The following is a 22,145-nucleotide window of genomic DNA, read 5'->3' on the forward strand; positions in this document are numbered from 1 at the left end:
GGCAAGTAGGATGAAGCGACCTGTTGAAGTCAGATTTTATGATGGAATTTTGGCTGAAGCTCAGCGTGCATGGATTGTCCCTGATCAGCAACGCGGGATTGCCCTAAAACTTAGTGAAGAAACACCCAAACAAGTGAGTGAAGCTGACTTTTATTTTACTTATCCCGATATGGCATATATTGGCGGGGTCGGGGGGCGTAAACCGATTATCGAACTGCCTGAAGATCGCCGGATTGAATTTTTAACCAAAGCGCCGCATTGGCTGAAGATTAAATCCAAAGAAATCTATCATGCCATATGGAAATTTGAACGTTCTCTACTCCTGATTTTCTTCTCGATGATTATCGTGATATGTGCGGTAATTTTTATTCTTAAATGGGGAATTCCTTATACGGCCCAGCAGCTCGCTCAATTACTTCCCGAACAGACCTTGATCGAGGTAGGAAAACAAACTGAGCAGAAATTAATTGAGCAAACTGAGCCATCCAAGCTCTCCGCAGAGTATCAAGCACGTCTAAAAAAATTGTACGAACAAAAAATTGCAGTAGGGAAACCCGCTAAGATTATTTTCCGTCAAGGCGGAGAAACTATGGGACTTAATGCAGCTGCAATTCCGAACAATACTATTATTGTCACCGATGAATTGGTCAAGCTCAGCGGCGCAGATGAAGAAGTCCTTGCAGTACTGGCGCATGAACAAGGTCATCTGGTGCAAAAACATAGCATGCAAAAAGTGATTTCCAACCTGGGCGCAGCAGGACTATTTGCCTTGGTAACAGGAGATTTAAGTGATGTCGTGGCGGCATCTATAGCGGTACTTGCCGATGCGGGATATTCACAGGCGCTTGAACTTGCTGCGGATGATTATGCCATGCAACATTTGCATCAACAGCAGATCTCCAGTATTCATTTATCGAACTTTTTGCAGCGGGTTGAAAACGCTAGAATCTTGGCAGAGCAGAATAAAACGATAAAAATGAAAAACTTTACTTTGAATATTGATGGAAAAGAACGGCAAATTACTGAGTCTGAGCTGAAATGGTTACGTTTGATTGGAAAACTCAAAAAATATCTGGAATCGCACCCCGAACTGGATAAAAGAATTGAACGTATTCATGCATTTGAAGAAAAAATGAGTCAACCTGTTTAGCCCTGATATTGAATGCAAAAACTCATATCTCTATATCCTGAGGATCGAGGCAAGTTTAGCCTCGATTTTTTGTTAATGGATATGCGAGTTTTCCTGTCTCAATCAATCATTTTCATCTAGGTCTAGTGATGTTAAGCATAAATACTGTCCAGCGTTACATAGCATTGTATTCACACAACATCCAAGTCACAGTAGCAGGACTGCATTTGGTATAATGAGAAAAATCCAATTTCAGTTAGCCAGGTCCTTTCATGTCCAAGCCTTATTTAATTGCACCTTCTATTTTGTCTGCCGACTTTGCCCGTTTAGGTGAAGAAGTTGAAAATGTACTTCAGGCCGGTGCAGACGTTGTGCATTTCGATGTTATGGATAATCACTATGTACCCAATTTAACCTTTGGCGCAGGTGTATGTAAGGCATTGAAAAAATATGGTATTCAGGCACCTATTGATGTACATCTCATGGTGAAACCTGTAGATCGCATGATTGGCGACTTTCTGGAAGCAGGCGCAGATATTATTACGTTCCATCCGGAAGCATCTGATCATATTGACCGTTCTTTACAGTTGATCAAATCGGGTGGTGCTAAAGCCGGTCTGGTATTTAATCCAGCAACACCATTGCATTATCTGGATTATGTACTGGATAAGGTTGACCAGGTCCTTCTAATGAGTGTGAACCCTGGCTTTGGCGGACAGAAATTCATTCCAATGACTTTGGATAAATTACGTCAGGCGCGCAAGATCATTGATGCTTCAGGTCGTGATATCCGTTTAGAAGTAGATGGCGGTGTGGGACCAGCAAATATTCGTGAAATTGCAGAAGCTGGTGCAGATATGTTTGTGGCTGGTTCAGCGATTTTTGGCAAGCCGGATTATAAAGCTGTGATTGATGAAATGCGTAGTGAGCTGGCTAAAGTCGGTCAAATCCAGCTTTAATCTCTAAAATGTTTAAGGTGCATAAATCTGTGGATAACTTTATGGATAAGTGTGTAGATATCTATGTTGATAACCATATGGATATGTTGCATATTTTGTAATCGTTTGTAGCTTGATTGATTGCATCTTAGACAAAATTTGTATAAAAAGAACTCAATTGGAGTTCTTTTTATATATGTCAGCCCTTGATTTTAGTGATCGTTTATTCATCAGAGGTTAATAATCAAGCCAAACAAAAAGTGATCAATGGGTCTTAGTTCTGTGTTTCATTGTGTAAGATCTCCACGCTATTTTTAAATTTAATTCATGTGCATAACTTAATAATATGGACTTATTCCTTGTTTGTTTTTCTTACTCAAGTCTCTGTAATGCCATAACACGATGTCCCATGTTGGCGTTCCTTAAGATAGGCTGAAATCTTCAAGTTGTCCTGAGCATTTGAGTAAGACATGGTTAAGTTAATTCTCATTCAGTCAAATTTTGTAAACGGCAGTTTGGTTTTGTCGTCTGTTTTATAAGATATTTATTTTTTTAGGAGGAACGACCTCCCTTGTTGATTAAATTTATAATATTCAACAAGAAAAATCGTCAGGACGGCCTGACTCTGTTAATCAGGAGGAAGGCAATATGGCCTGGATTATACTTGTATTTGCTGGGCTATTTGAGATTGTCTGGGCCTATTCCATGAAGCTCTCAGAGGGTTTTACCAAACTCACGCCGAGTATTTTTACGATTGTTTTTATGGTGCTCAGTTTTGTATTGTTGGCCTATGCCATGCGTACTTTGCCTTTAGGGACTGCCTATACCATCTGGACGGGCATTGGCGCAGTTGGCTCATTTCTGGTCGGTGTTATAGTTTTAGGTGAACCTGCTTCTGCTATGCGTATGCTGGCTGCGGTGCTGATTATTTCCGGACTTGTTTTGATGAAATTATCCTCCTCCTAAGAGCTGTTGAGCAGTTCTGATTTCGAGTAAAATAAAAACTGGCAAGCTTGATTCTGTAGGAGTAGGGCCATGCAACTCAGTTATATTTATATGGACTCGCCTGTAGGGCAGTTGCAGCTGGTCGCCAATGAAACGGCGCTGGTAGCTGTACTCTGGGATTGTGAAAAACCGAATCGGGTTAGATTGGCAACTCTGGTTGAAGATCCACAGCATCCTGTATTGATAGAAGCTCGGCGTCAGCTTCAAGAATATTTTGCCGGTCAGCGCAATGTTTTTGAACTGCCTTTAGATTTTGCCGGTACTGATTTTCAAAAAAAAGTCTGGCAGGCTTTGCTGAATATTCCTTATGGACAGACCCGAAGCTATCGGGAAATCGCTGAACAGGTCGGTAATGTTAAAGCAGTACGCGCCGTGGGTGCTGCCAATGGTAAAAACCCGATCTCGATTATTGCACCTTGTCATCGGGTGATTGGCAGTAGCGGTAAGCTGGTAGGCTTTGCGGGTGGTCTGGATAAAAAAGAAATTCTGTTAAATATTGAGCGAACCCATTAAGATCAAAATCATAAAATTAATGAAAATTAAAATATGGATCAGTTCGCAACACAAATCTTAGGCCAACTCTGGTCCAGTTTATGATGGGTTCTTCTACTTTTTATTGGTTTAATCATTTTTAAGTTATTTAAACCATTTTTAAAAGGGAAGCTGGGAGAGTTCGCTGTTGCCACGCATGTCAAACTTTATCTGAAAGACCCTGAGTATCGGTTATTAAACGATTTGACTCTTCCAGATGGAGAAGGGAGCACAACACAAATTGATCATCTCTTATTAAGTCCTTATGGCCTGTTTGTGATTGAAACCAAAAACTATAAAGGCTGGATCTTTGGTGGCGAGCGACAAAAAACCTGGACGCAAAAACTTTATAAAAATAGCTATAAATTTCAAAATCCGATTCATCAGAATTATAAGCACATCAAAGTTCTGGAGCAGTTGCTGGCTGATATTATCGAGCCAGACCAGCTGCATTCTGTGACTGTATTTATGCCAGATGCGGTATTCAAAACCCCAATGCCAAATTATGTATTTCGAGATGCAGGTTGGACAGATTATGTAAAAGGCTTTAATGAGAGAGTTATTTCTGACACCAAGATTAAACGTATCCAGATTCGCTTGGAGAAGGAAGTACTAGAAAAATCCTGGAAAACCAACCGTGAACATGTCGCAAATTTAAACAGGCGACAATCCGAACAAAAAAGCCTTTGAATCATTCAAAGGCTTTTTCTTAATTTTTCGAGGCTTTTAGCTTTTCAGTAATTTCAATCAGCTGTTTAATCCGTTTGACCTCATCCCAGAGTGCTTTGGCTTCAGGATAATGCTTGGACATCATCCCCAGCCATTGTTTATAACGACCGACCATATTCATTTCCTTTTTATAGGAACCATTCAGGAAACGGATTTGCAGTTCCAGTAGTTCATTCCAGGTGATGAGCGGCTCATCAGAATTCTGGCGAATACATTGGGTCAGATCAGGTGTAGTGACCGCACCACGGCCAATCATCAGGTCTTCACAGCCCGATTCTAGCTGACATTGCTTCGCATCGGTATTGGTCCAGATTTCACCATTGGCAATGACATTGATTTTTAAGGCTTCACGAATTGGTTGCAGCTGGTCCCAGAAGGCTGGCGGAGTATAGCCATCGACCTTGGTCCGCGCATGAACAGTGACCCAGGCCGCTCCAGCATCTTCAATGGCATGGGCATTTTCCATCATGAAGTTGCGATCCATATAACCCAGACGCATTTTTGCCGAAACCGGGATATGTGCGGGCACGGCATCACGAACAGCTTTGACCAGTTCATAAACGACTTCAGGTTCATCTAGCAGTACTGAACCACCACGATGACGGTTTACGGTTTTGGCTGGACAGCCAAAATTCATGTCAATTGCAGGGGCGCCCATGGCAGCGACTTTCACTGCATTGGCTGCCAGCATTTCCGGATTATTTCCCAGAAACTGTACATGCACCGGCGTACCGGCAGCAGTTTTGCCCTCATTTAACAGTTCAGGGCAGTAGGTGTGATAGATATGATCTGGCAGCACCGAATCTGTGACACGAATAAACTCGGTTACACACCAGTCGAAGCTCCCGACGGATGTCAGTACATCGCGCATAATCGGGTCAGTTAAGCCTTCCATGGGTGCAAGAACAAGTTTCAACGGTCAACACCTGTTAATTCGAAAAACGGTGTTATACGGCTTTTTGGTGGGAAAGTCCAGGCAGTTTAATTTTCATATGAATTGCAGAAAAAGATTGAGTGTAAATGAGTACCTATTGATCTTTTGCTATCTAAATAAAAAACCTTAAATCGGCTGATTTAAGGTTTGGATTTAAAGCTTGAAAATCTAATATTGTCTTAATCGATCAGTTTTTCGACTTTCATGCTTTCACGATAATACTGACAGCCTTTATACAGCAGGAACACACCAATCAGGCCGGCTATCGCATTGACGATAGAAATTGAATTTCCTACCATTAAGGTATTCTCATAATATCGGTCTGTAATCAGCGCCACCGCAGTTGTACCCACACCGAGTGCAATCAGGTTAGAAATCAACAGGAATTTGGCTGATACCTGAGAGCGCAACTGGTTCGGTGTCAGCATCTGGGTAGCAGCGGCTGATGCTGGAATCGGGAAGGTGGAGAAGAACATCGCTACAAAGATCAATGCGAATGAAAGCTGCATATTGTCGACCTGAGTAAATAGCACACTTGGAATGATCAGGGCAGCACAGCCAATTGCACCGGCACGGATTGCTGCATCGCTATAGCCACGTTTAGAAAAGAAGTCGATGAGCCAGCCACAGAATAAGGCACCTGAAGTATTTGCAACAAGAATAATACTTCCAAGGATATATCCGGTCTGGCTTGCATCCAGGCCAAAGTGACGCATGTAGTAGGCCGGTGCCCAGCCGAGCAGGGAATACAGCATCATAGTATAGAAAGAGAAGCCAATAAAATGACAGAAGAAAGTCTTTTTATGGGTTTTAATAAAACCGATGGAATTCTTAAAAGATGCTTTAACGGCGACACCATTCGCATCCATTTTGAGGCCTTTACGCTCGGGTTCCCGTACGGTCAAAATCATGAGCAGCGCCAGCAATACACCCGGTAAACCGACAATCATAAAGGTCAGTTGCCAAGTCTTGATCTCACCAATTACCGGTAAAGTAACGAAACTAACATCCTTGAGCAGACCGATGACATAACCGCCGATCAGGAAAGCCAGTCCTGAACCGATAAAGGCACCAATCGCATATACGCCTAGCGCACGACCCAGTTTATGTTTCGGGAATAGATCCGCCACAATGGAATAAAAGGCAGGGGAAAGTGCTGCTTCACCTGCACCGACACTGAGGCGAGCCAGGAACATCTGGATAAAGTTTTTACTGAGGCCACAGGCTGCAGTGGCCAGACTCCAGAAAGCGATCCCAACCGAAATAATTTTCACACGTGATTTCTTGTCGGCCAGTGCGGCGATCGGTACGCCCATAAAGGCATAAAACAGCGAAAAGGCCAGCCCCTGCAATAGGCTGAACTGGGTATCACTGAGCATCAAGTCGGCCTTAATTGGCTCAATCATCAAGGATAAAATCTGGCGGTCTACAAAAGACAAAATATAGGCCACCATACAAATGATCACCACATACCATTGATAGCTGCTACGTTCTGGAGCTGCTGGTGGAATTTCTGTAGCTACCTGTTCAGGGATAGGCGTAGTAATTTTTAGATGAGAATCGAGTGGTTGGACGTCATTGTCAACCTTGTCTATGACCAATGTTTTTTCATTCATCATGCAACATCCTGTGCAAGTTATAGTGATTGGTTTATTTGATACAAATTTAATTATTTTTATTTTTAATGTGTATCAATTAATCTAATCTAGGAGTAATTTGCACAGCCGTCAATATGTCTGGATTAAAAAGATACAATTATTTTTAAATCAATAAAAAAGGGAATCAAATAGATTCCCTTCTTACTTTAAGTGTCTGAAAATATTTGTTAAGCAGCTTTTTCTACGAGAGTTAGGATGTCATAGGTCGCGACCAGTTCATTGCGCTGGTTTTTCACCTTGATGTCCCAGACCACGACACCATGCGGTCTCTGCTCATCACGCAGCGGTTTTGGGGTTTTCTGCTTGCAGGTCAGTTCTACCTGAATGGTATCACCAATTTTCACCGGTTCTACGAAGCGCAGGTTGTCCATGCCATAGTTGGCAATAACTGGACCTGGAGCAGCATCAACAAACAAGCCGGCAGCGGCAGAGACAATGAAGTAACCATGTGCGACGCGTTCACCGAACAAGGATTCCGCAGCCGCAATCTTATCCATATGTGCATAGAAGTAATCTCCACTTAAACCACCAAAGTTGACAATATCAGCTTCAGTGATGGTACGGCGTGCAGTCAGCAGGCGTTCACCGATACGCAATTCATCAAAAGATTTCTTGAATGGGTGTACGCGGTCTTCAAATACCTCAGCACCTGCGGTCCAGCTATGACCGACCTGAGTCAGCGCATTTGGTGAGCCTTGAATAGCAGTACGCTGCATATAGTGTTTCACTGCACGCAGGCCACCGAGTTCCTCACCACCGCCAGCACGCCCCGGACCACCATGCACTAACAATGGCAGTGGTGAACCATGACCGGTACTTTCCTTAGCGCTCTCACGGTCCAGAATATGCACACGACCATGCCAAGGCGCGATCTTGCTGAGTAGCTGTTCAATATTTTCATCATGGTTACGCACAATTGAAGCAACCAGACTGCCTTCACCACGAGCTACTAATGTTGCCAGTTGTGGCAGGTCACTATAGGGCATCAATGTAACCACTGGGCCAAAGGCTTCGATATTGTGAATCTGTTGGGCCTGTACCGGATCTTTACATAACAGCACTGTTGGTGGATAGAAAGCAGATTTTTCTGGATGTGCGACCTGAATGCTAAAATCCTGGCGCAGGTGGCTACCCATGATGATTTCAGCTTCCTGTGCCAACTGTTCTACCTTGGCAGCAACATCATGCTTCTGTTTAACGCTGGCCAGAGCACCCATGGTTACGCCGTCCTGTGCAGGATCACCAATGACCACTTTCTGTAATTTTTCAGTCAGGCGTTGCTGTACGGTATCGAGCAATGCTGCTGGCACAAAGGCACGACGAATTGCAGTACATTTTTGGCCGGCCTTGGTTGTCATTTCACGGAAGACTTCACGCACAAACAGGTCAATGGTTTCATCGTTGGCTTGCTGGGTCAGAATGGCGCTGTTCACCGAGTCGGCTTCCATACTGAATGGAATAGAGTGGGCATTCAGGTGTGGATGAGCACGTAGTTTCTGGCCGGTAGCAGCTGAACCTGTGAAGGTTACGGTATCCTGTGCATTCAGGTGATCAAACAGGTCGTAAGTCTGACCGCAGATCAGCTGCAAAGTACCTTCTGGCAGTAAATTGCTTGCTAAAATGTCTTTAACGACTGCATGTGTCAGTTCTGCGCCTTCTGTTGCCGGTTTCACAATACATGGCACGCCGGCTAGTAAAGTCGGTGCAATTTTTTCCAACATGCCCCAGATTGGGAAGTTAAATGCATTGATATGCACTGCTACACCGGCTTTCGGGCTCAGAATATGTTTGGCACCAAAGCTGCCCTGTTTGGACAGTGGAATCCAGGCATCTTCTACCAGCGCCGTTTCATCGCTAAGTTCACGGCGAACCAGACTTGAATAGGCAAACAGGGTGCCGATCCCACCTTCAATATCAATCCAGGCATCTTTGCGGGTACAGCCAGTTGCGGCTGCCAGGCGGTAATAATCTTCCTTACGTTCCAGTAAATATTGCGCCACCTGTTTCAGAGCATTAGCACGCTGGTGGAAAGTCCAGTGGGCAATGACAGCACCTTTCTGTTTGGCATATTGCACTACGTTATGCATGTCGATGCCGTGGCTGCTGACCTGATAAATTGCTTCACCGCTAATGGCGTGATAAACCGTACGCAAGTCATTTTGTGCGCTATGTTCACCACCTAAAACCAGTGAACTCAATACTTTAACTTTAGCTGAGTAATTCGCCTGTATGTCGTCCTGAAGATCCGTGCTCTGGGTCGTGCTGTCCAGTTCCAACATTGTATAACTCCATTTATGATACGTTGTTGAGTTTATTTTTACTTTTGATGTTTCATAAATTGCAATCAAAAAGCTTAAATGTCAATCATAATCCGCTAACAAAAAAGTAACTTTCATCTAATTAAAAAATTAAAAATAATAAAAACAATAGCTTAATAAAAAATACTTTTAAAAAATATATGATACTTAAAAAATAGTATTGATTTTATATTTGTATCGTTTTAATTTGAGTGTATCAGCACTTGGGATAAGTGAGACAAACATGAATAAGCAACAACAAACATTCGATCAGAAGATAGAGCAGGATATTTCTATTGAAGCGAAGGACTGGATGCCGGATGCCTATAGAAAGACCCTGATCCGCCAGATTGGCCAGCATGGACATTCAGAAGTCATTGGTATGCTGCCAGAAGGTAACTGGATTACCCGCGCACCAACTTTAAAACGTAAAGCGGTATTGCTGGCTAAAGTACAAGATGAAGCAGGACATGGCCTATACCTGTACAGTGCAGCAGAAACGCTTGGTGCAGACCGTGATGACATGATGGAAAAGCTAATTGCTGGCCGCATGAAATACTCATCCATTTTTAACTATCCAACCCTAACCTGGGCAGATGTAGCGGCGATTGGCTGGCTGGTAGATGGGGCGGCAATCGTCAACCAGGTGGCACTGTGTCGCACATCTTATGGTCCTTATGCACGTGCCATGGTGCGTATCTGTAAAGAAGAAAGTTTCCACCAGCGTCAAGGCTTTGAGGCCATGATGCAACTGGCACAAGGCACGCCAGAACAGAAACAGATGGCACAAGATGCAGTGAACCGTTTCTGGTGGCCGGCATTGATGATGTTTGGTCCAAGTGATGACAATTCTCCAAACAGTGCACAAAGCATGCAGTGGAAAATCAAATTATTCAGCAATGATGCGTTGCGTCAGAAATTTGTCGATAACACTGTGCCGCAAGTATTGCAGCTTGGCCTGACTGTACCGGATCCAGACCTGAAGTTTAATGAAGAAACAGGCCACTATGAATTTGGCGAAGTGAACTGGGATGAGTTTTTCGATGTATTGGCAGGCAAAGGTCCATGTAACCAGGAACGTATTGAAGCACGTCGCAAGGCTTGGGAAGAGGGTAAGTGGGTACGTGATTCGGCAGCAGTTTATGCCAGCAAGCAACAGCAGCAGTCAGACAATAGAAAAATCGCCTAAGGCAACGGAATAGCACAAGGATATGCAAATGAACAAGAACAACTGGTCTTTATACGAAGTATTTATTCGCAGTAAACAGGGCCTCAGCCACCGTCATGTCGGCAGCCTGCGCGCCCCTGATGATGAAATTGCCCTGCAAAATGCCCGTGACGTCTATACCCGCCGCAATGAAGGGATAAGCATCTGGGTCGTGAAATCTGAACTGATTACCTCATCTCAACCAGATGAAAAGTCGGAGTTTTTTGATCCTTCACTGAACAAGGTCTACCGTCATCCGACCTTCTATCACATTCCAGATGGCATCGAGCACATGTAAGGTGGAGGGCAGAGCAATGACGAATCAGGTATTAGCACAATTTTTACTGCATGTTGGCGACAGCCAGCTCATCCTTTCACACCGTCTGGCAGAATGGTGCGGTCACGCACCTGAGCTGGAGCTAGATATTGCATTGGCAAATATTGGTTTGGACCTGTTAGGTCAAGCACGTACCGCGTTGAGTCTTGCCGGTGAAATTGAAGGACTGGGCCGTGATGAAGACAAACTGGCCTATTTCCGTACCGAGCGTGAATACCGCAATTTGCTATTGAGTGAACAGCCAAATGGTGACTTTGGTCAAACCATCGTACGTCAGTGGTTGATGGATCATTACCATGCTTTGCTGTTTGCAGCACTCAGCAATAGCAAGAATGAAAACATTTCTTCATTCGCCATCAAGTCGCTGAAAGAGGTGAAATACCATTTGCGTTTTTCAACCTCATGGATGGAACGCCTGAGCTTAGGTACGGCAGAAGCACATGAAAAAATCCAGAATGGTCTGAACCAGCTATGGCGTTTTACTGAAGAGCTGTTCAGCCTGACTGCAGATGAACGTCAGCTGGTTGATGCTCACCTGATTCCTGATCTGGAACCGCTGAAACCAAAATGGTTGGAAACCATATCTGCCGAGCTGCAACGTTTTGAACTCAGCCTGCCAGAAAGTGGTGCTTACCGTAGTGGCGCCAAGCAGGGACTGCATACCGAACATCTGGGTTATGTACTGGCGGAACTGCAATACATGCAGCGCAGCTATCCAGGCATGAACTGGTAAATCCAGCACATCACAGGGAGTGAGTGGCATGAACTTGATTAGACATGTAGAAGATCAATGCTGGGAGGTCCTGGCACAGGTTTCCGATCCGGAAATTCCAGTCCTGTCAGTCCTTGACCTGGGCATGATTCGTGGAGTGGAGATCAACCCACAGGATGAAATCGTGGTTCGATTGACCCCCACTTATAGTGGCTGTCCGGCAACCGATCTGCTCAAGGCGGAAATCATCCAGGCATTTGCAGCACATGAGCTGACGCCGGTCAAAGTCGTGGTCGATCTGTCAGAAGCATGGACCACTGACTGGATGAGTGAAGAAGGCAAACAGAAACTGCAGCAATATGGTATTGCCCCACCCAAAGGTGGTTCAAACAGCTGCGGTACCCATGTCGCACTTAGTGATGGTATTCAGTGTCCACATTGTCATAGCCACCACACCCGATTACTCAGTGAATTCAGTTCAACCGCTTGCAAGGCGCTGTACAAATGTCAGGAATGCCTGGAGCCGTTTGACTATTTTAAATGTATTTAAGGGCTTAAGCGCACAAGCCATAACAATAAAGCGTGAGATCGCCACAGCTTAAGAAGGATTTTGAAATGAGCCAGTTTATTCCGTTAACCATTAAATCGATTCAGCCTCAGACTGAACAGGCAATTTGCATTGCTTTTGAACTGAGTCCGGAACATGCCGAAAATTTTCAGTATCAGCCGGGCCAACACCTGACCATCCGTCATATGACAGAACAGGAAGAATTGCGCCGTTGCTATTCGATCTGTAGCGATAGTGATGAAGACATGAGTATTGCGATCAAGAAAATTGATCAAGGCCAGTTCTCAACCTGGGCCAATGAAAACCTGAAAGTGGGCGATGTACTGGAAGTGATGCCACCACAAGGTGTGTTTTTCCAGAAAGCGGCCAAGACTGGTGGTAAACATTATCTGGGTTTTGCTGCAGGTAGTGGCATTACACCAATTTTGTCTATTGTCAAAGCAGTGTTGAGCCGTAAGCAAGATGCCACTTTTACACTGGTTTATGGTAACCGTTCCTGGAAACAGACCATGTTCTCTGAACAGATCATGGATCTGAAAGACCGCTTTAAAGAGCGTTTGCAACTGATCAATATTTTCTCGCGTGAGCTAAATGACAGCGAGATTTTCAATGGTCGTATTGATGAAGAAAAATTGCAGCAGTTGTTCCAGGCGGGCCTGATTCCAGCAGAAACTGATCACTGCTTTGCTTGTGGTCCTGAAGAAATGATGAATGCGGTAGAAACCGTATTGCCAACCCTTGGGATCGAACGCAGCAAAATTCACACCGAACGCTTTAATACCGGTACTGCACCAAAAGCCTCTACACAGCAGATCGAAAGCCGTACCGAGGAAAAGGTCAACATCATTCTGGATGGTCGTGAGCTGATCATTGAAGTGTCCAAACAGGATGACAGCATTCTGGATGCGGCTTTACGTGCTGGTGCAGATCTGCCATATGCCTGCAAGGGCGGGGTATGCGCAACCTGTAAATGTAAGGTGCTGCAAGGTGAAGTGGAAATGGCAATCAACTATAGCCTGGAAGAAGAAGAAATCCAGAAAGGTTATGTGCTGAGCTGTCAGGCGCGTCCAACCACTCGAAATGTTCGTCTCAGTTTCGACGAGTAAAGATTTTAAATTAAGCACCATGCAGATAAATGCATGAACGAAATAGAAACTTAAAAGGTGTGTAATGGATTACCAAACAATTATTGTTGAAGAAAAAAATGCAGTGGGTTACCTGACTTTTAATCGTCCAAAACAGCTCAACAGTTTTAATGAAACCATGCATCAGGAAGTATCTTCTGTCGTAAAACGCTGGGCGCAAGATTCAGCAATTCGCGCAGTGGTGATTTCTGCAGAAGGTCGTGGTTTCTGCGCTGGTCAGGACCTGAACGACCGTGTAGTAGATCCAAATGCTGATGCTCCAGATTTAGGTTTATCCATTGAAAAATACTACAACCCGCTGATTAAACTGATTACTGAAATGCCAAAACCGGTGATCTGTGCCGTAAATGGTGTAGCAGCGGGTGCAGGTGCCAATATTGCTCTGGCTTGTGACATCGTGGTAGCAGCGAAATCTGCTTCATTTATTCAGGCCTTCTGCCGTCTCGGTCTGGTGCCAGATTCAGGGGGTACCTGGTTCCTACCACGCCTGGTTGGCCGTGCCCAAGCGATGGGTCTGGCGATGCTGGGTGACAAAATCTCGGCTGAACGTGCACTGCAACTCGGCATGATCTGGCAGGTAGTTGAAGATGATCAGTTAAAAGCAGAAGCTGAAAAAATGGCTGAACATCTGGCGACTCAGCCGACTTATGGTCTATCCCTGATCAAGAAAGCGATTCATGCCGCTGCAGACAATAATCTGGATGAGCAACTGATTCTGGAGCGGGATCTGCAACGTCTGGCGGGCCGTTCTAATGATTATCGTGAGGGCGTTCAGGCCTTTATGCAAAAACGCACACCACAATATAAGGGCTGCTAAATCTGCCGGAGATGGATTTGACTCGGCTCAAAGTTGTTGGATTTTTTCCTTTCAGTTATCGCTTAGCCACTTGGTCGAGTTGAATTATTACTGACAGGTATGAATATGATACCTATTTGGTCTGATGGTTAGCTAGGTCCTATGTTATATGTAGTAGTACCCTGATAGTAAATGAAATCTGAAAATATAGATTTATGCACTATTTTTCTACTCAAGCTATTGATTTTTAAATTATTATTTATTTTATTTATTCAGGTAAATATTTTGAATGAGTAAATAGAATTTAATATGACACAAATTTACAAATATTAAAAAATATGTATCGTATTTTTGGTGAAGAGTGATACAACCTGGTATATATTGAACTAAGCAGACAGCGCTAGGACAGGCGCAACAAGTATCGCCAACAGACTAAGGGATGGCGAGCTAAGGAACAAGAACGATGGAACATGTTTATATTTTTGACGGTATTCGTACCCCAATTGGTCGTTACGCAGGTGGTTTGAGCAGTATTCGTACTGATGACCTTGCTGCTTTACCGATCCAGTATTTAAAACAGCAGCATCCCAACCTGCCATGGGCAGAAGTTGATGAAGTGATTTTAGGCTGTGCCAATCAGGCCGGTGAAGATAATCGTAATGTCGCGCGTATGGCAGCACTTTTAGCGGGCCTGCCGGAAAGTGTACCCGCGATTACTGTAAATCGTCTCTGTGCTTCCGGTCTGGATGCTGTCGGTCTGGCAGCACGTGCAATTAAATCGGGTGAAGCGCAATTTGTAGTCGCCGGTGGGGTAGAATCCATGAGCCGTGCACCATTTGTACAATCCAAGCCCATCACAGCATTTAGCCGTACTCCTGAAATTTATGACACCACCATTGGCTGGCGATTTATCAATCCAAAATTCAAGGCAGGTTTCGGCGTAGATAGCATGCCGGAAACAGCAGAAAATGTGGCTGAAAAATATCAGATTAATCGTGAAGATCAGGATCTGTTTGCTTATCGTAGCCAGCAAAAAACTGCACAGGCACAGCAGAATGGTATTTTTCAGGCAGAAATCCTGCCAGTGGAAATCAAGGGCGCTAAGGGTTCTACTCGGGTGATTGCTGAAGATGAACATCCACGTGCCGATACTACTTTAGAAAAGTTATCTTCTCTAAAAGCACCATTTCGCAAGGAAGGTGGTTCGGTAACTGCGGGTAATGCGTCTGGTGTCAATGACGGTGCAGCCTGTGTGCTACTGGGTAATAGATATTTCGCAGAACAATATGGACTGAAACCATTGGTACGGGTAGTAGGAATTGCCAGTGCAGGAGTGGAACCACGTTATATGGGTGTCGGTCCAGTGCCCGCAGTGCAGAAAGTATTAAAACAGACAAACTTAAGTCTGGAACAGATGGATGTGATCGAACTGAATGAAGCCTTTGCCGCACAGGCGCTTGCAGTGCTACGTGAGCTAGGCCTTCAGGATGATGATCCACGAGTCAATCCAAACGGTGGTGCTATTGCCCTTGGCCATCCACTCGGAATGAGCGGTACACGACTGGTGATTACCGCCATGAAAGAATTACAACGCAAGCAAGGAAAATATGCCCTTTGTACCATGTGTGTCGGTGTTGGACAGGGTGTCGCACTGATTCTGGAAAATGTGGCTTAAGGACTGAATCAAAAGAGAAATCATCAGCAGTCAGGATGACTGCAGCAGGAGCAAGAATATGAATAACAATGCAATGGAACAGATTGAAACCGCTTCAGTAGATGAATTACGTAGCCTGCAATTGGAACGTATGAAAAAAACACTGCAGCATGCTTATCAGAAAAGTACGGTTTACAAGAAAAAGTTTGATGAAGCCGGTGTCCATCCGGATGACTTAAAATCACTGGAAGACCTGGCAAAATTCCCGTTCACCACCAAGCAGGATCTGCGCGAAAACTATCCATTTGGCATGTTTGCTGTGCCTCAGGAGCAGATTGTCCGTGTACATGCTTCTTCAGGTACTACAGGTCAGCCGACTGTAGTCGGTTATACCCAGAATGACATTAATACTTGGTCAGATGTGGTGGCACGCTCGTTACGTGCAGCAGGACTCAGCAGTAAAGATACGATTCAGGTATCTTATGGTTACGGCCTGTTTACTGGTGGTCTAGGTGCACATTATGGTGTAGAACGTCTGGGCGCTACCGTAATTCCAATGTCAGGTGGCCAGACCGACAAACAGGCACAATTGATTCATGATTTCAAGCCAACAGCTTTAATGGTCACACCATCTTATTGTCTGAACATTATTGAATGTCTGGAGAAAAAATTCGGGACTGCCAAGGATTGTTCCATCAAGACCGGGATCTTTGGCGCAGAGCCATGGACCAATGAAATGCGCCGTGAAATTGAAGAACGTCTGGGTATTGATGCGCTAGATATTTACGGCCTTTCTGAAGTGATGGGGCCGGGTGTGGCGATGGAATGTCTGGAATCCAAAGATGGACCTACCATCTGGGAAGATCACTTCTATCCTGAAATTATCCATCCGGAAACCGGTGAAGTATTACCTGATGGTGAGCTGGGTGAACTGGTATTTACCACCATTACCAAAGAAGGTATGCCGGTAATTCGTTACCGTACCCGTGATCTGACACGCTTATTGCCAGGTACAGCGCGTACCATGCGTCGTATGGACAAGATTGTCGGTCGCAGTGATGACATGATGATTATTCGTGGCGTGAATGTGTTCCCATCACAAATTGAAGAGCAAATCCTGCATATTCCGCAGCTTATTCCAAATTATCAGATTCAGATTTGTAAACAGGGTCACCTGGATACATTGCATATTCGTACCGAAATGCGTAAAGATAATGCTATAAATATGACACACCAGTTGGCAAATCAGCTGAAAGTACAAATCAAGACCATGGTCGGGATTAGTGTCAGTGTGGAAGTTTTACCGGAAGGTAGCTTGCCACGCTCTGAAGGTAAGGCTCAGCGGGTGTTTGATATCCGAAAGTCCGCTTAAATACGTCTGGATGACAGGCTCAGGTCTGTCATCCGGCTTTAACAAGGTAAATTGAACGTAATGAATCCGAAATTAAAACAAGTAATTGATGATTTCATTCAGAATGAGACCCTTAGTGGAACCTCATTGGTAATGACGATTTTTGGTGACAGTATTTATCACCGCGGGGGAGTCATTAGTCTTGCCAGCCTGATTCAACTGATGGATGTATTCGGCTTCAATGAGCGTTCTGTGCGTACCGCCGTATTCCGTCTGGTACAAAATGGCTGGCTGAGTTCTGAAAAAATTGGCCGCACCAGTTATTACCGTATTACCGAAAGCAGCCGTCAGCGTTTTATTACCGCAGACCAAAAGATTTACAGCTTCCAGCATAATGAATGGGACCAGAAATGGGATCTGGTTCTACTCAGTTCAGTTGAACTGGAAAATAAACAGACACTGAAAAAAGAACTGGAATGGTTAGGCTTTGCCAATATCGCGACCAATGTCATGGCCTATCCGGGGTGTGATCAGCAGAAACTGCAAAACCTCTTACTGAATAACAAGATGACCGATCAGGTCGTAGTGTTTCGTGCTGAAACTTTACAGCTTTGGCAGGAATCTTATCCAACCATTAAACGCATGGTCGAAACCAATTGGCCAATCCCGGAACTGCATCAGCGTTATGAAAAATTTATTAGCGATTTCCGCGAGTTTTTCTATCTGGTGGAAAATGAAGAGGAACTAGATCCGGTACAAGCCTTTCAGATCCGTATCCTGCTGATCCACCAGTATCGCCGTATTTTATTGAAAGACCCGAATCTGCCATTTGAACTATTGCCAACAGACTGGTTGTCACTGATTGCACGTAACTTAAGTACCAATCTATATCAGGCGGTATTTGCAGCAGGAGATGAGTTTTTCCTGGAGACTGCCCGGACCGCGGAAGGCCTTATGCCACCGGCACATCCACAATTTTATAAACGTTTTGGTGGTTTAAAGCAGCCGGAATTGACCTTTTAATATTTAAAAAAATCATGAATGTAATAGCTCAAGGAGGAGTCTATGCCATGTTATGCGATTGATGGGGTGATTCCTGTCGTCAGCCCTGAAGCTTATGTCCATCCTACGGCTGTGCTGATCGGTGATGTGATCATTGAAGCCGGAGTTTATATTGGTCCGTTCGCTTCGCTGCGGGCCGATTTTGGCCGGATTCATATCCAGAAAAATGCCAATGTCCAAGACTCCTGTACCATCCATGGATTTCCGGACAGTGTGACCTTGGTTGAAGAATATGGCCATGTCGGTCATGGTGCCATTCTGCATGGCTGCGTGGTACGAAAAAATGCCCTGATCGGTATGAATAGTGTGATTCTGGATGAGGCCGAAATCGGGGAGAATGTCATTGTTGGGGCCAACAGTACAGTCAAGGCTAAATTCAAAGTACCAGCAAATAATCTGGTACTTGGCAGTCCGGCGAAAGTAGTTCGTCCCTTAGAGGAAAAAGAAATTGCCTGGAAAAGCCATGGCACCGAGCAATATATCCAGCTCACTGCACGTTGCTTGAATACCATGCAGGAAGTAAAAGCTTTAACCGAAAATTCCGCAGAGCGACGTAGTTATCAGAACTTTAAAGCGGATTATCAAATCAAGCAAAATAGTTAAACTCGCTGATGTTTAAAAATTTTAGATAATTTAAATACGCTAATTTTTTAGTTTTAAAAATTATTGGAAATGAAACCAAATTACTATTGTCGCCTTTCTGGATCGAGTTAAGCTGTTAGAAAACAGGTCAGGAAAGTGCAGATGGAAAGGCGGGAATTTAAAGACCATTTCTCCCAGCAGTCCCAAGATTATGCCTTGTTTCGCCCGCATTATCCGGACACTTTGGGGAAGATGCTGGCAGAGCTATCAACGAGTACCAAATTGGCTTTAGACGTCGGCTGTGGCTCAGGACAGTTTTCAGAGGTTTTGGCGCATTATTTTGATCAGATCATTGCCATTGATGCGAGTAGCGAACAAATCGCACAGGCCAAACCTCATCCGAAAATTCAATATCATCAGGCCTTAGCCGAAGAAATCCCATGTGTTGACCAGAGTGTAGATCTGATTTCAGTCGCACAAGCTGCCCATTGGCTGGATCTGGACAAGTTCTATGCGGAAGTTCGCCGTATTGCAAAATCCAATGCCATTCTGGCTCTTATTAGTTATGGGGTATTCAGCATTGATGAAGAACATCTGAATCATTATTTCAGACATTTTTATGAAGTGACGATCGCACCCTATTGGGCACCTGAACGTCGCCATGTCGATGAAGGATACAAAAATCTGCCATTTCCATTTCAGGAAATTTCTGTACAGCCGCCGGTATTACAAGTCGAGTGGAACTTTTACCAACTGATAGGCTATATGAGTACCTGGTCAGCCGTAAAAGCAGCCACCCAGGCACTCGGACATAATCCGCTGAATGTACTGGCAGATGCCTTATTGCCAGAATGGGAAGATCCAGAATTGCCCCGGGTGGTGAGTTGGCCGCTATCGCTACGAGTGGGAAGGATAAATCCAGATCAAGAAAAGGATAATTAAATAAAAAGCCCAGTCTTAGCTGGGCTTTTATAATACCGATCGAAGATCAATCAGCTTATTTGTTTAACAGCATTTCTAGCACAAATTTGGAACCGATAAAGCCGAGCGCCAGCAGGCCAAACCCAAGCAGGGTAAAGCGCACTGCTTTCTGACCACGCCAGCCAAATTTCCAGTGGCCGATCAGTAATGCACCATAAACCAGCCAGGACACAATACTAAAGGCAGTCTTATGGGCCAGATGCTGGGCAAAGAAATTATCGATGGTAAAGAAGCCAAAACCCAATGCCAGTGTCAGTAAAATGAAACCGGTCATCAGCATATCGAACAATAAAGATTCCATATCCTGATAGGAGGGCAACAGATTCACCCAAACCCGACGTTTCTGTTTTTTCTTCAGTTCACGATCCTGAAACCGCAAAATGACGGCCTGAATCGTCGCCATCAATAACACAGCATAAGCGGATAGGGACAAGATAATATGAATATCCAGGCCTAGAGAATTCTGTGCAATGACTTTCGCTGGCTGGGTGAAACTGAAACCGAGAATTAGGCCGGTTGCAGCGACGGGGATACCAATCAGGTTTAAAGCAATAATCGGCCGATAGGTACTGTAAATGATACTTAGCAGCAGCATTAGCCCTGACGTAAAGGAAAGTAAGGCAAATACATCATAATTCATCCCCATCGGGGTATACATGTCACCTGATAAAACCAAAGCATGCAGTACCAGTCCAACTAAAGCTGTTAAGCCGACAAACCATTGATTTGGAGTACGTTTAGTCATTAAATGAATGAACAGATACCAAAAAGAGGAGGTATAAGCGATTAATGCTAAGATCGTGTAAACCAAGGGTAGGCTAAGCATGTCAAACCTTTTTAAGGGTGATGAATATTCATTTATATAAATTCAGTGCGAACTACAGTATCCTATAGCATTCTATGCATAAATTTTCTATTTTAAGAAACAATTTTTTGCTACTGGCTATTTTAAGCGGATTTTGCAATGTTTGATACCTTAACAGAACGACTCACGCAGAGTTTAAGAAATGTTACTGGCTCAGGGCAGCTAACCGAAGACAATATTAAAGATACGTTACGTGAAGTACGTATGGCACTTCTTGAAGCCGACGTTGCGTTACCTGTAACTCGTGAATTTATCGCGAAAGTTAAGGAAGAAGCATTAGGCCAGGAAGTGATGACTCAGTTATCACCAGGGCAAGCCTTCGTCAAAATCGTCTATGACGAATTGACCAAAATGATGGGCGAGGCCAATGAGAGCCTCGACCTTGCAGCAAAACCACCGGTGGTGGTACTGCTTGCCGGTTTGCAGGGTGCGGGTAAAACCACGACTGCAGCCAAACTTGCGCGCTTCCTGCAAGAGCGTCAAAAGAAAAAAGTAGCTATGGTGTCTGCCGACGTTTATCGTCCGGCTGCGATCAAGCAGTTACAGACAGTGGCTGGCGAAGTTGGCGCGATTTTCCTTGAATCGAGTGCTACTGAAAAACCGATCAGCATCGTTAATCGTGCAATTGAACAGGCAAAAATCCAGTTTGCCGATGTACTGATTGTCGATACCGCAGGTCGTCTGCATATCGATGACGATATGATGGAAGAGATTAAAGAGCTGCATGCAGCGATTAATCCGACTGAAACCCTGTTCGTGGTCGATGCCATGACCGGTCAGGATGCGGCGAATACAGCCAAAGCATTTAACGATGCGCTTCCTTTGACGGGTGTGATCCTGACTAAAACCGATGGTGATGCGCGCGGTGGTGCAGCACTGTCTGTTCGTGCGATTACTGGCAAGCCAATCAAGTTCCTCGGTATGGGCGAAAAACTGGATGCGCTGGAACCTTTCCATCCGGAACGTGTGGCACAGCGTATTCTGGGTATGGGTGACGTGCTTTCTTTGGTCGAAGAAGTTGAACGCAAAATCGACAAAGAAAAAGCCGAGAAAATGGCGAAGAAATTGCAGAAAGGCGGTAGCTTCAACTTTGAAGATATGCTGATGCAATTCGAGCAGATGAACAAGATGGGCGGCATGATGGGCTTCCTGGACAAACTTCCAGGCATGAGCAATTCTGGTATTCAAGACGCAATTGCGCATGCGAATCCTGAAAAGCAAGTGAAGAAAATGGAAGCGATTATCCAGTCGATGACTATCAAGGAGCGCCGTAACCCTGACCTGATGAATCCAAGCCGTAAAAAGCGTATTGCAGCAGGTTGCGGTATGGAAGTCTCAGAAGTCAACAAGCTGATTAAACAGCATGCGCAAATGGCGAAGATGATGAAGAAATTTGCTAATCCGTCGGGTATGGCAAAAATGATGAAATCACTGAGCGGTCTGCAAAAACAGTTTGGCGGTGGCGGTGGTATGGGCCCACTGTTCGGCGGGAACGACAAAAAATAACTGTTTTAAATAAAAAGGCGCATATAGCCACTGCTGTCCCATAGTTTGCTTTAAATAAAAAAACCTGAGTCCTAACAGTTAAAATATGAGTGCAAACAAACACTTTAACGACCAGGATTCAGGTTTTGTCCCATCAGAATACCGTATTTCATGAGCTA

The 22,145-nt window shown here is 44.5% G+C and carries 21 protein-coding genes; 17 read left to right on the forward strand and 4 right to left on the reverse strand.

Features of this window, described 5'->3' with window-relative positions; all coding sequences use genetic code 11:
* The first annotated feature begins 10 nt into the window (after positions 1-10).
* From FTU46_RS14110 to FTU46_RS14130, 5 genes are all read left to right on the forward strand, one after another.
* Complete coding sequence (locus FTU46_RS14110; protein ID WP_180105213.1) at positions 11-1,150, forward strand: M48 family metallopeptidase; 1,140 nt, start codon at positions 11-13, stop codon at positions 1,148-1,150.
* A gap of 251 nt (positions 1,151-1,401) precedes the next feature.
* Positions 1,402-2,088, forward strand: a complete 687-nt coding sequence (rpe, locus tag FTU46_RS14115) for a ribulose-phosphate 3-epimerase (protein WP_034170624.1) — start codon at positions 1,402-1,404, stop codon at positions 2,086-2,088.
* A gap of 627 nt (positions 2,089-2,715) precedes the next feature.
* Complete coding sequence (sugE, locus tag FTU46_RS14120; RefSeq protein WP_034170625.1) at positions 2,716-3,033, forward strand: quaternary ammonium compound efflux SMR transporter SugE; 318 nt, start codon at positions 2,716-2,718, stop codon at positions 3,031-3,033.
* A 69-nt stretch (positions 3,034-3,102) separates the two neighbouring features.
* Positions 3,103-3,585: a methylated-DNA--[protein]-cysteine S-methyltransferase gene (locus FTU46_RS14125; protein WP_034170626.1), complete on the forward strand. Its 483-nt coding sequence runs from the start codon at positions 3,103-3,105 to the stop codon at positions 3,583-3,585.
* A 102-nt stretch (positions 3,586-3,687) separates the two neighbouring features.
* Complete coding sequence (locus FTU46_RS14130) at positions 3,688-4,293, forward strand: nuclease-related domain-containing protein (protein WP_180105222.1); 606 nt, start codon at positions 3,688-3,690, stop codon at positions 4,291-4,293.
* A 19-nt stretch (positions 4,294-4,312) separates the two neighbouring features.
* Here the strand turns inward: FTU46_RS14130 and FTU46_RS14135 are convergent, their stop codons facing one another.
* The 3 genes from FTU46_RS14135 to paaZ all read right to left on the reverse strand — a co-directional run bounded on the left by FTU46_RS14135 (position 4,313) and on the right by paaZ (position 9,203).
* On the reverse strand, positions 4,313-5,248 hold the full coding sequence (locus tag FTU46_RS14135) for a tRNA-dihydrouridine synthase (protein ID WP_180105214.1): 936 nt from the start codon (positions 5,246-5,248) through the stop codon (positions 4,313-4,315).
* 197 nt (positions 5,249-5,445) lie between these two features.
* The gene (locus tag FTU46_RS14140; protein ID WP_180105215.1) at positions 5,446-6,885 is read right to left on the reverse strand and encodes an MFS transporter; all 1,440 of its coding nucleotides are present in this window, start codon (positions 6,883-6,885) and stop codon (positions 5,446-5,448) included.
* Between the two features lie 206 nt (positions 6,886-7,091).
* Positions 7,092-9,203 (reverse strand): phenylacetic acid degradation bifunctional protein PaaZ, encoded by a 2,112-nt coding sequence (gene paaZ / locus FTU46_RS14145; protein ID WP_180105216.1) that lies wholly within the window; start codon positions 9,201-9,203, stop codon positions 7,092-7,094.
* Between the two features lie 262 nt (positions 9,204-9,465).
* On the opposite strand from paaZ, the gene paaA reads away from it, so the two are divergent.
* The 11 genes from paaA to FTU46_RS14200 all read left to right on the forward strand — a co-directional run bounded on the left by paaA (position 9,466) and on the right by FTU46_RS14200 (position 19,577).
* Positions 9,466-10,410: a 1,2-phenylacetyl-CoA epoxidase subunit PaaA gene (gene paaA / locus FTU46_RS14150; protein WP_180105217.1), complete on the forward strand. Its 945-nt coding sequence runs from the start codon at positions 9,466-9,468 to the stop codon at positions 10,408-10,410.
* Between the two features lie 28 nt (positions 10,411-10,438).
* Positions 10,439-10,726: a 1,2-phenylacetyl-CoA epoxidase subunit PaaB gene (gene paaB, locus FTU46_RS14155; RefSeq protein WP_180031833.1), complete on the forward strand. Its 288-nt coding sequence runs from the start codon at positions 10,439-10,441 to the stop codon at positions 10,724-10,726.
* A gap of 16 nt (positions 10,727-10,742) precedes the next feature.
* Positions 10,743-11,498 carry a 1,2-phenylacetyl-CoA epoxidase subunit PaaC gene (paaC, locus tag FTU46_RS14160; protein ID WP_180105218.1) on the forward strand — a complete coding sequence of 252 codons (756 nt, stop codon included), beginning with the start codon at positions 10,743-10,745 and terminating at the stop codon, positions 11,496-11,498.
* Between the two features lie 28 nt (positions 11,499-11,526).
* Positions 11,527-12,027: a 1,2-phenylacetyl-CoA epoxidase subunit PaaD gene (gene paaD, locus FTU46_RS14165; protein ID WP_180031828.1), complete on the forward strand. Its 501-nt coding sequence runs from the start codon at positions 11,527-11,529 to the stop codon at positions 12,025-12,027.
* 65 nt (positions 12,028-12,092) lie between these two features.
* Positions 12,093-13,151 carry a 1,2-phenylacetyl-CoA epoxidase subunit PaaE gene (gene paaE / locus FTU46_RS14170; RefSeq protein ID WP_180105219.1) on the forward strand — a complete coding sequence of 353 codons (1,059 nt, stop codon included), beginning with the start codon at positions 12,093-12,095 and terminating at the stop codon, positions 13,149-13,151.
* Between the two features lie 64 nt (positions 13,152-13,215).
* Positions 13,216-14,007 carry a 2-(1,2-epoxy-1,2-dihydrophenyl)acetyl-CoA isomerase PaaG gene (gene paaG, locus FTU46_RS14175; RefSeq protein ID WP_180031824.1) on the forward strand — a complete coding sequence of 264 codons (792 nt, stop codon included), beginning with the start codon at positions 13,216-13,218 and terminating at the stop codon, positions 14,005-14,007.
* 442 nt (positions 14,008-14,449) lie between these two features.
* The gene (pcaF, locus tag FTU46_RS14180) at positions 14,450-15,661 is read left to right on the forward strand and encodes a 3-oxoadipyl-CoA thiolase (protein WP_180105220.1); all 1,212 of its coding nucleotides are present in this window, start codon (positions 14,450-14,452) and stop codon (positions 15,659-15,661) included.
* Positions 15,662-15,719: 58 nt separating this feature from the next.
* The gene (paaK, locus tag FTU46_RS14185; RefSeq protein ID WP_179993129.1) at positions 15,720-17,012 is read left to right on the forward strand and encodes a phenylacetate--CoA ligase PaaK; all 1,293 of its coding nucleotides are present in this window, start codon (positions 15,720-15,722) and stop codon (positions 17,010-17,012) included.
* Positions 17,013-17,072: 60 nt separating this feature from the next.
* Positions 17,073-18,014, forward strand: a complete 942-nt coding sequence (gene paaX, locus FTU46_RS14190; protein WP_159123525.1) for a phenylacetic acid degradation operon negative regulatory protein PaaX — start codon at positions 17,073-17,075, stop codon at positions 18,012-18,014.
* A gap of 42 nt (positions 18,015-18,056) precedes the next feature.
* On the forward strand, positions 18,057-18,656 hold the full coding sequence (locus tag FTU46_RS14195) for a gamma carbonic anhydrase family protein (protein WP_180031818.1): 600 nt from the start codon (positions 18,057-18,059) through the stop codon (positions 18,654-18,656).
* A gap of 141 nt (positions 18,657-18,797) precedes the next feature.
* On the forward strand, positions 18,798-19,577 hold the full coding sequence (locus FTU46_RS14200) for a class I SAM-dependent methyltransferase (protein WP_179993127.1): 780 nt from the start codon (positions 18,798-18,800) through the stop codon (positions 19,575-19,577).
* Between the two features lie 55 nt (positions 19,578-19,632).
* Here FTU46_RS14200 and FTU46_RS14205 read toward each other — a convergent pair whose 3' ends face one another.
* Entirely contained in the window at positions 19,633-20,442 is an 810-nt protein-coding gene (locus FTU46_RS14205; RefSeq protein WP_004783358.1) for an inner membrane protein YpjD, read from the reverse strand.
* A gap of 138 nt (positions 20,443-20,580) precedes the next feature.
* Here FTU46_RS14205 and ffh point away from each other — a divergent pair, with 138 nt between their 5' ends.
* Positions 20,581-21,987, forward strand: coding sequence for a signal recognition particle protein (gene ffh / locus FTU46_RS14210; RefSeq protein ID WP_180052848.1), 1,407 nt, complete (start codon positions 20,581-20,583; stop codon positions 21,985-21,987).
* The last annotated feature ends 158 nt before the right edge of the window (positions 21,988-22,145 follow it).

The organism is Acinetobacter sp. YH12108 (genome assembly GCF_013419055.1).
In the GTDB taxonomy this organism is placed as follows: domain Bacteria; phylum Pseudomonadota; class Gammaproteobacteria; order Pseudomonadales; family Moraxellaceae; genus Acinetobacter.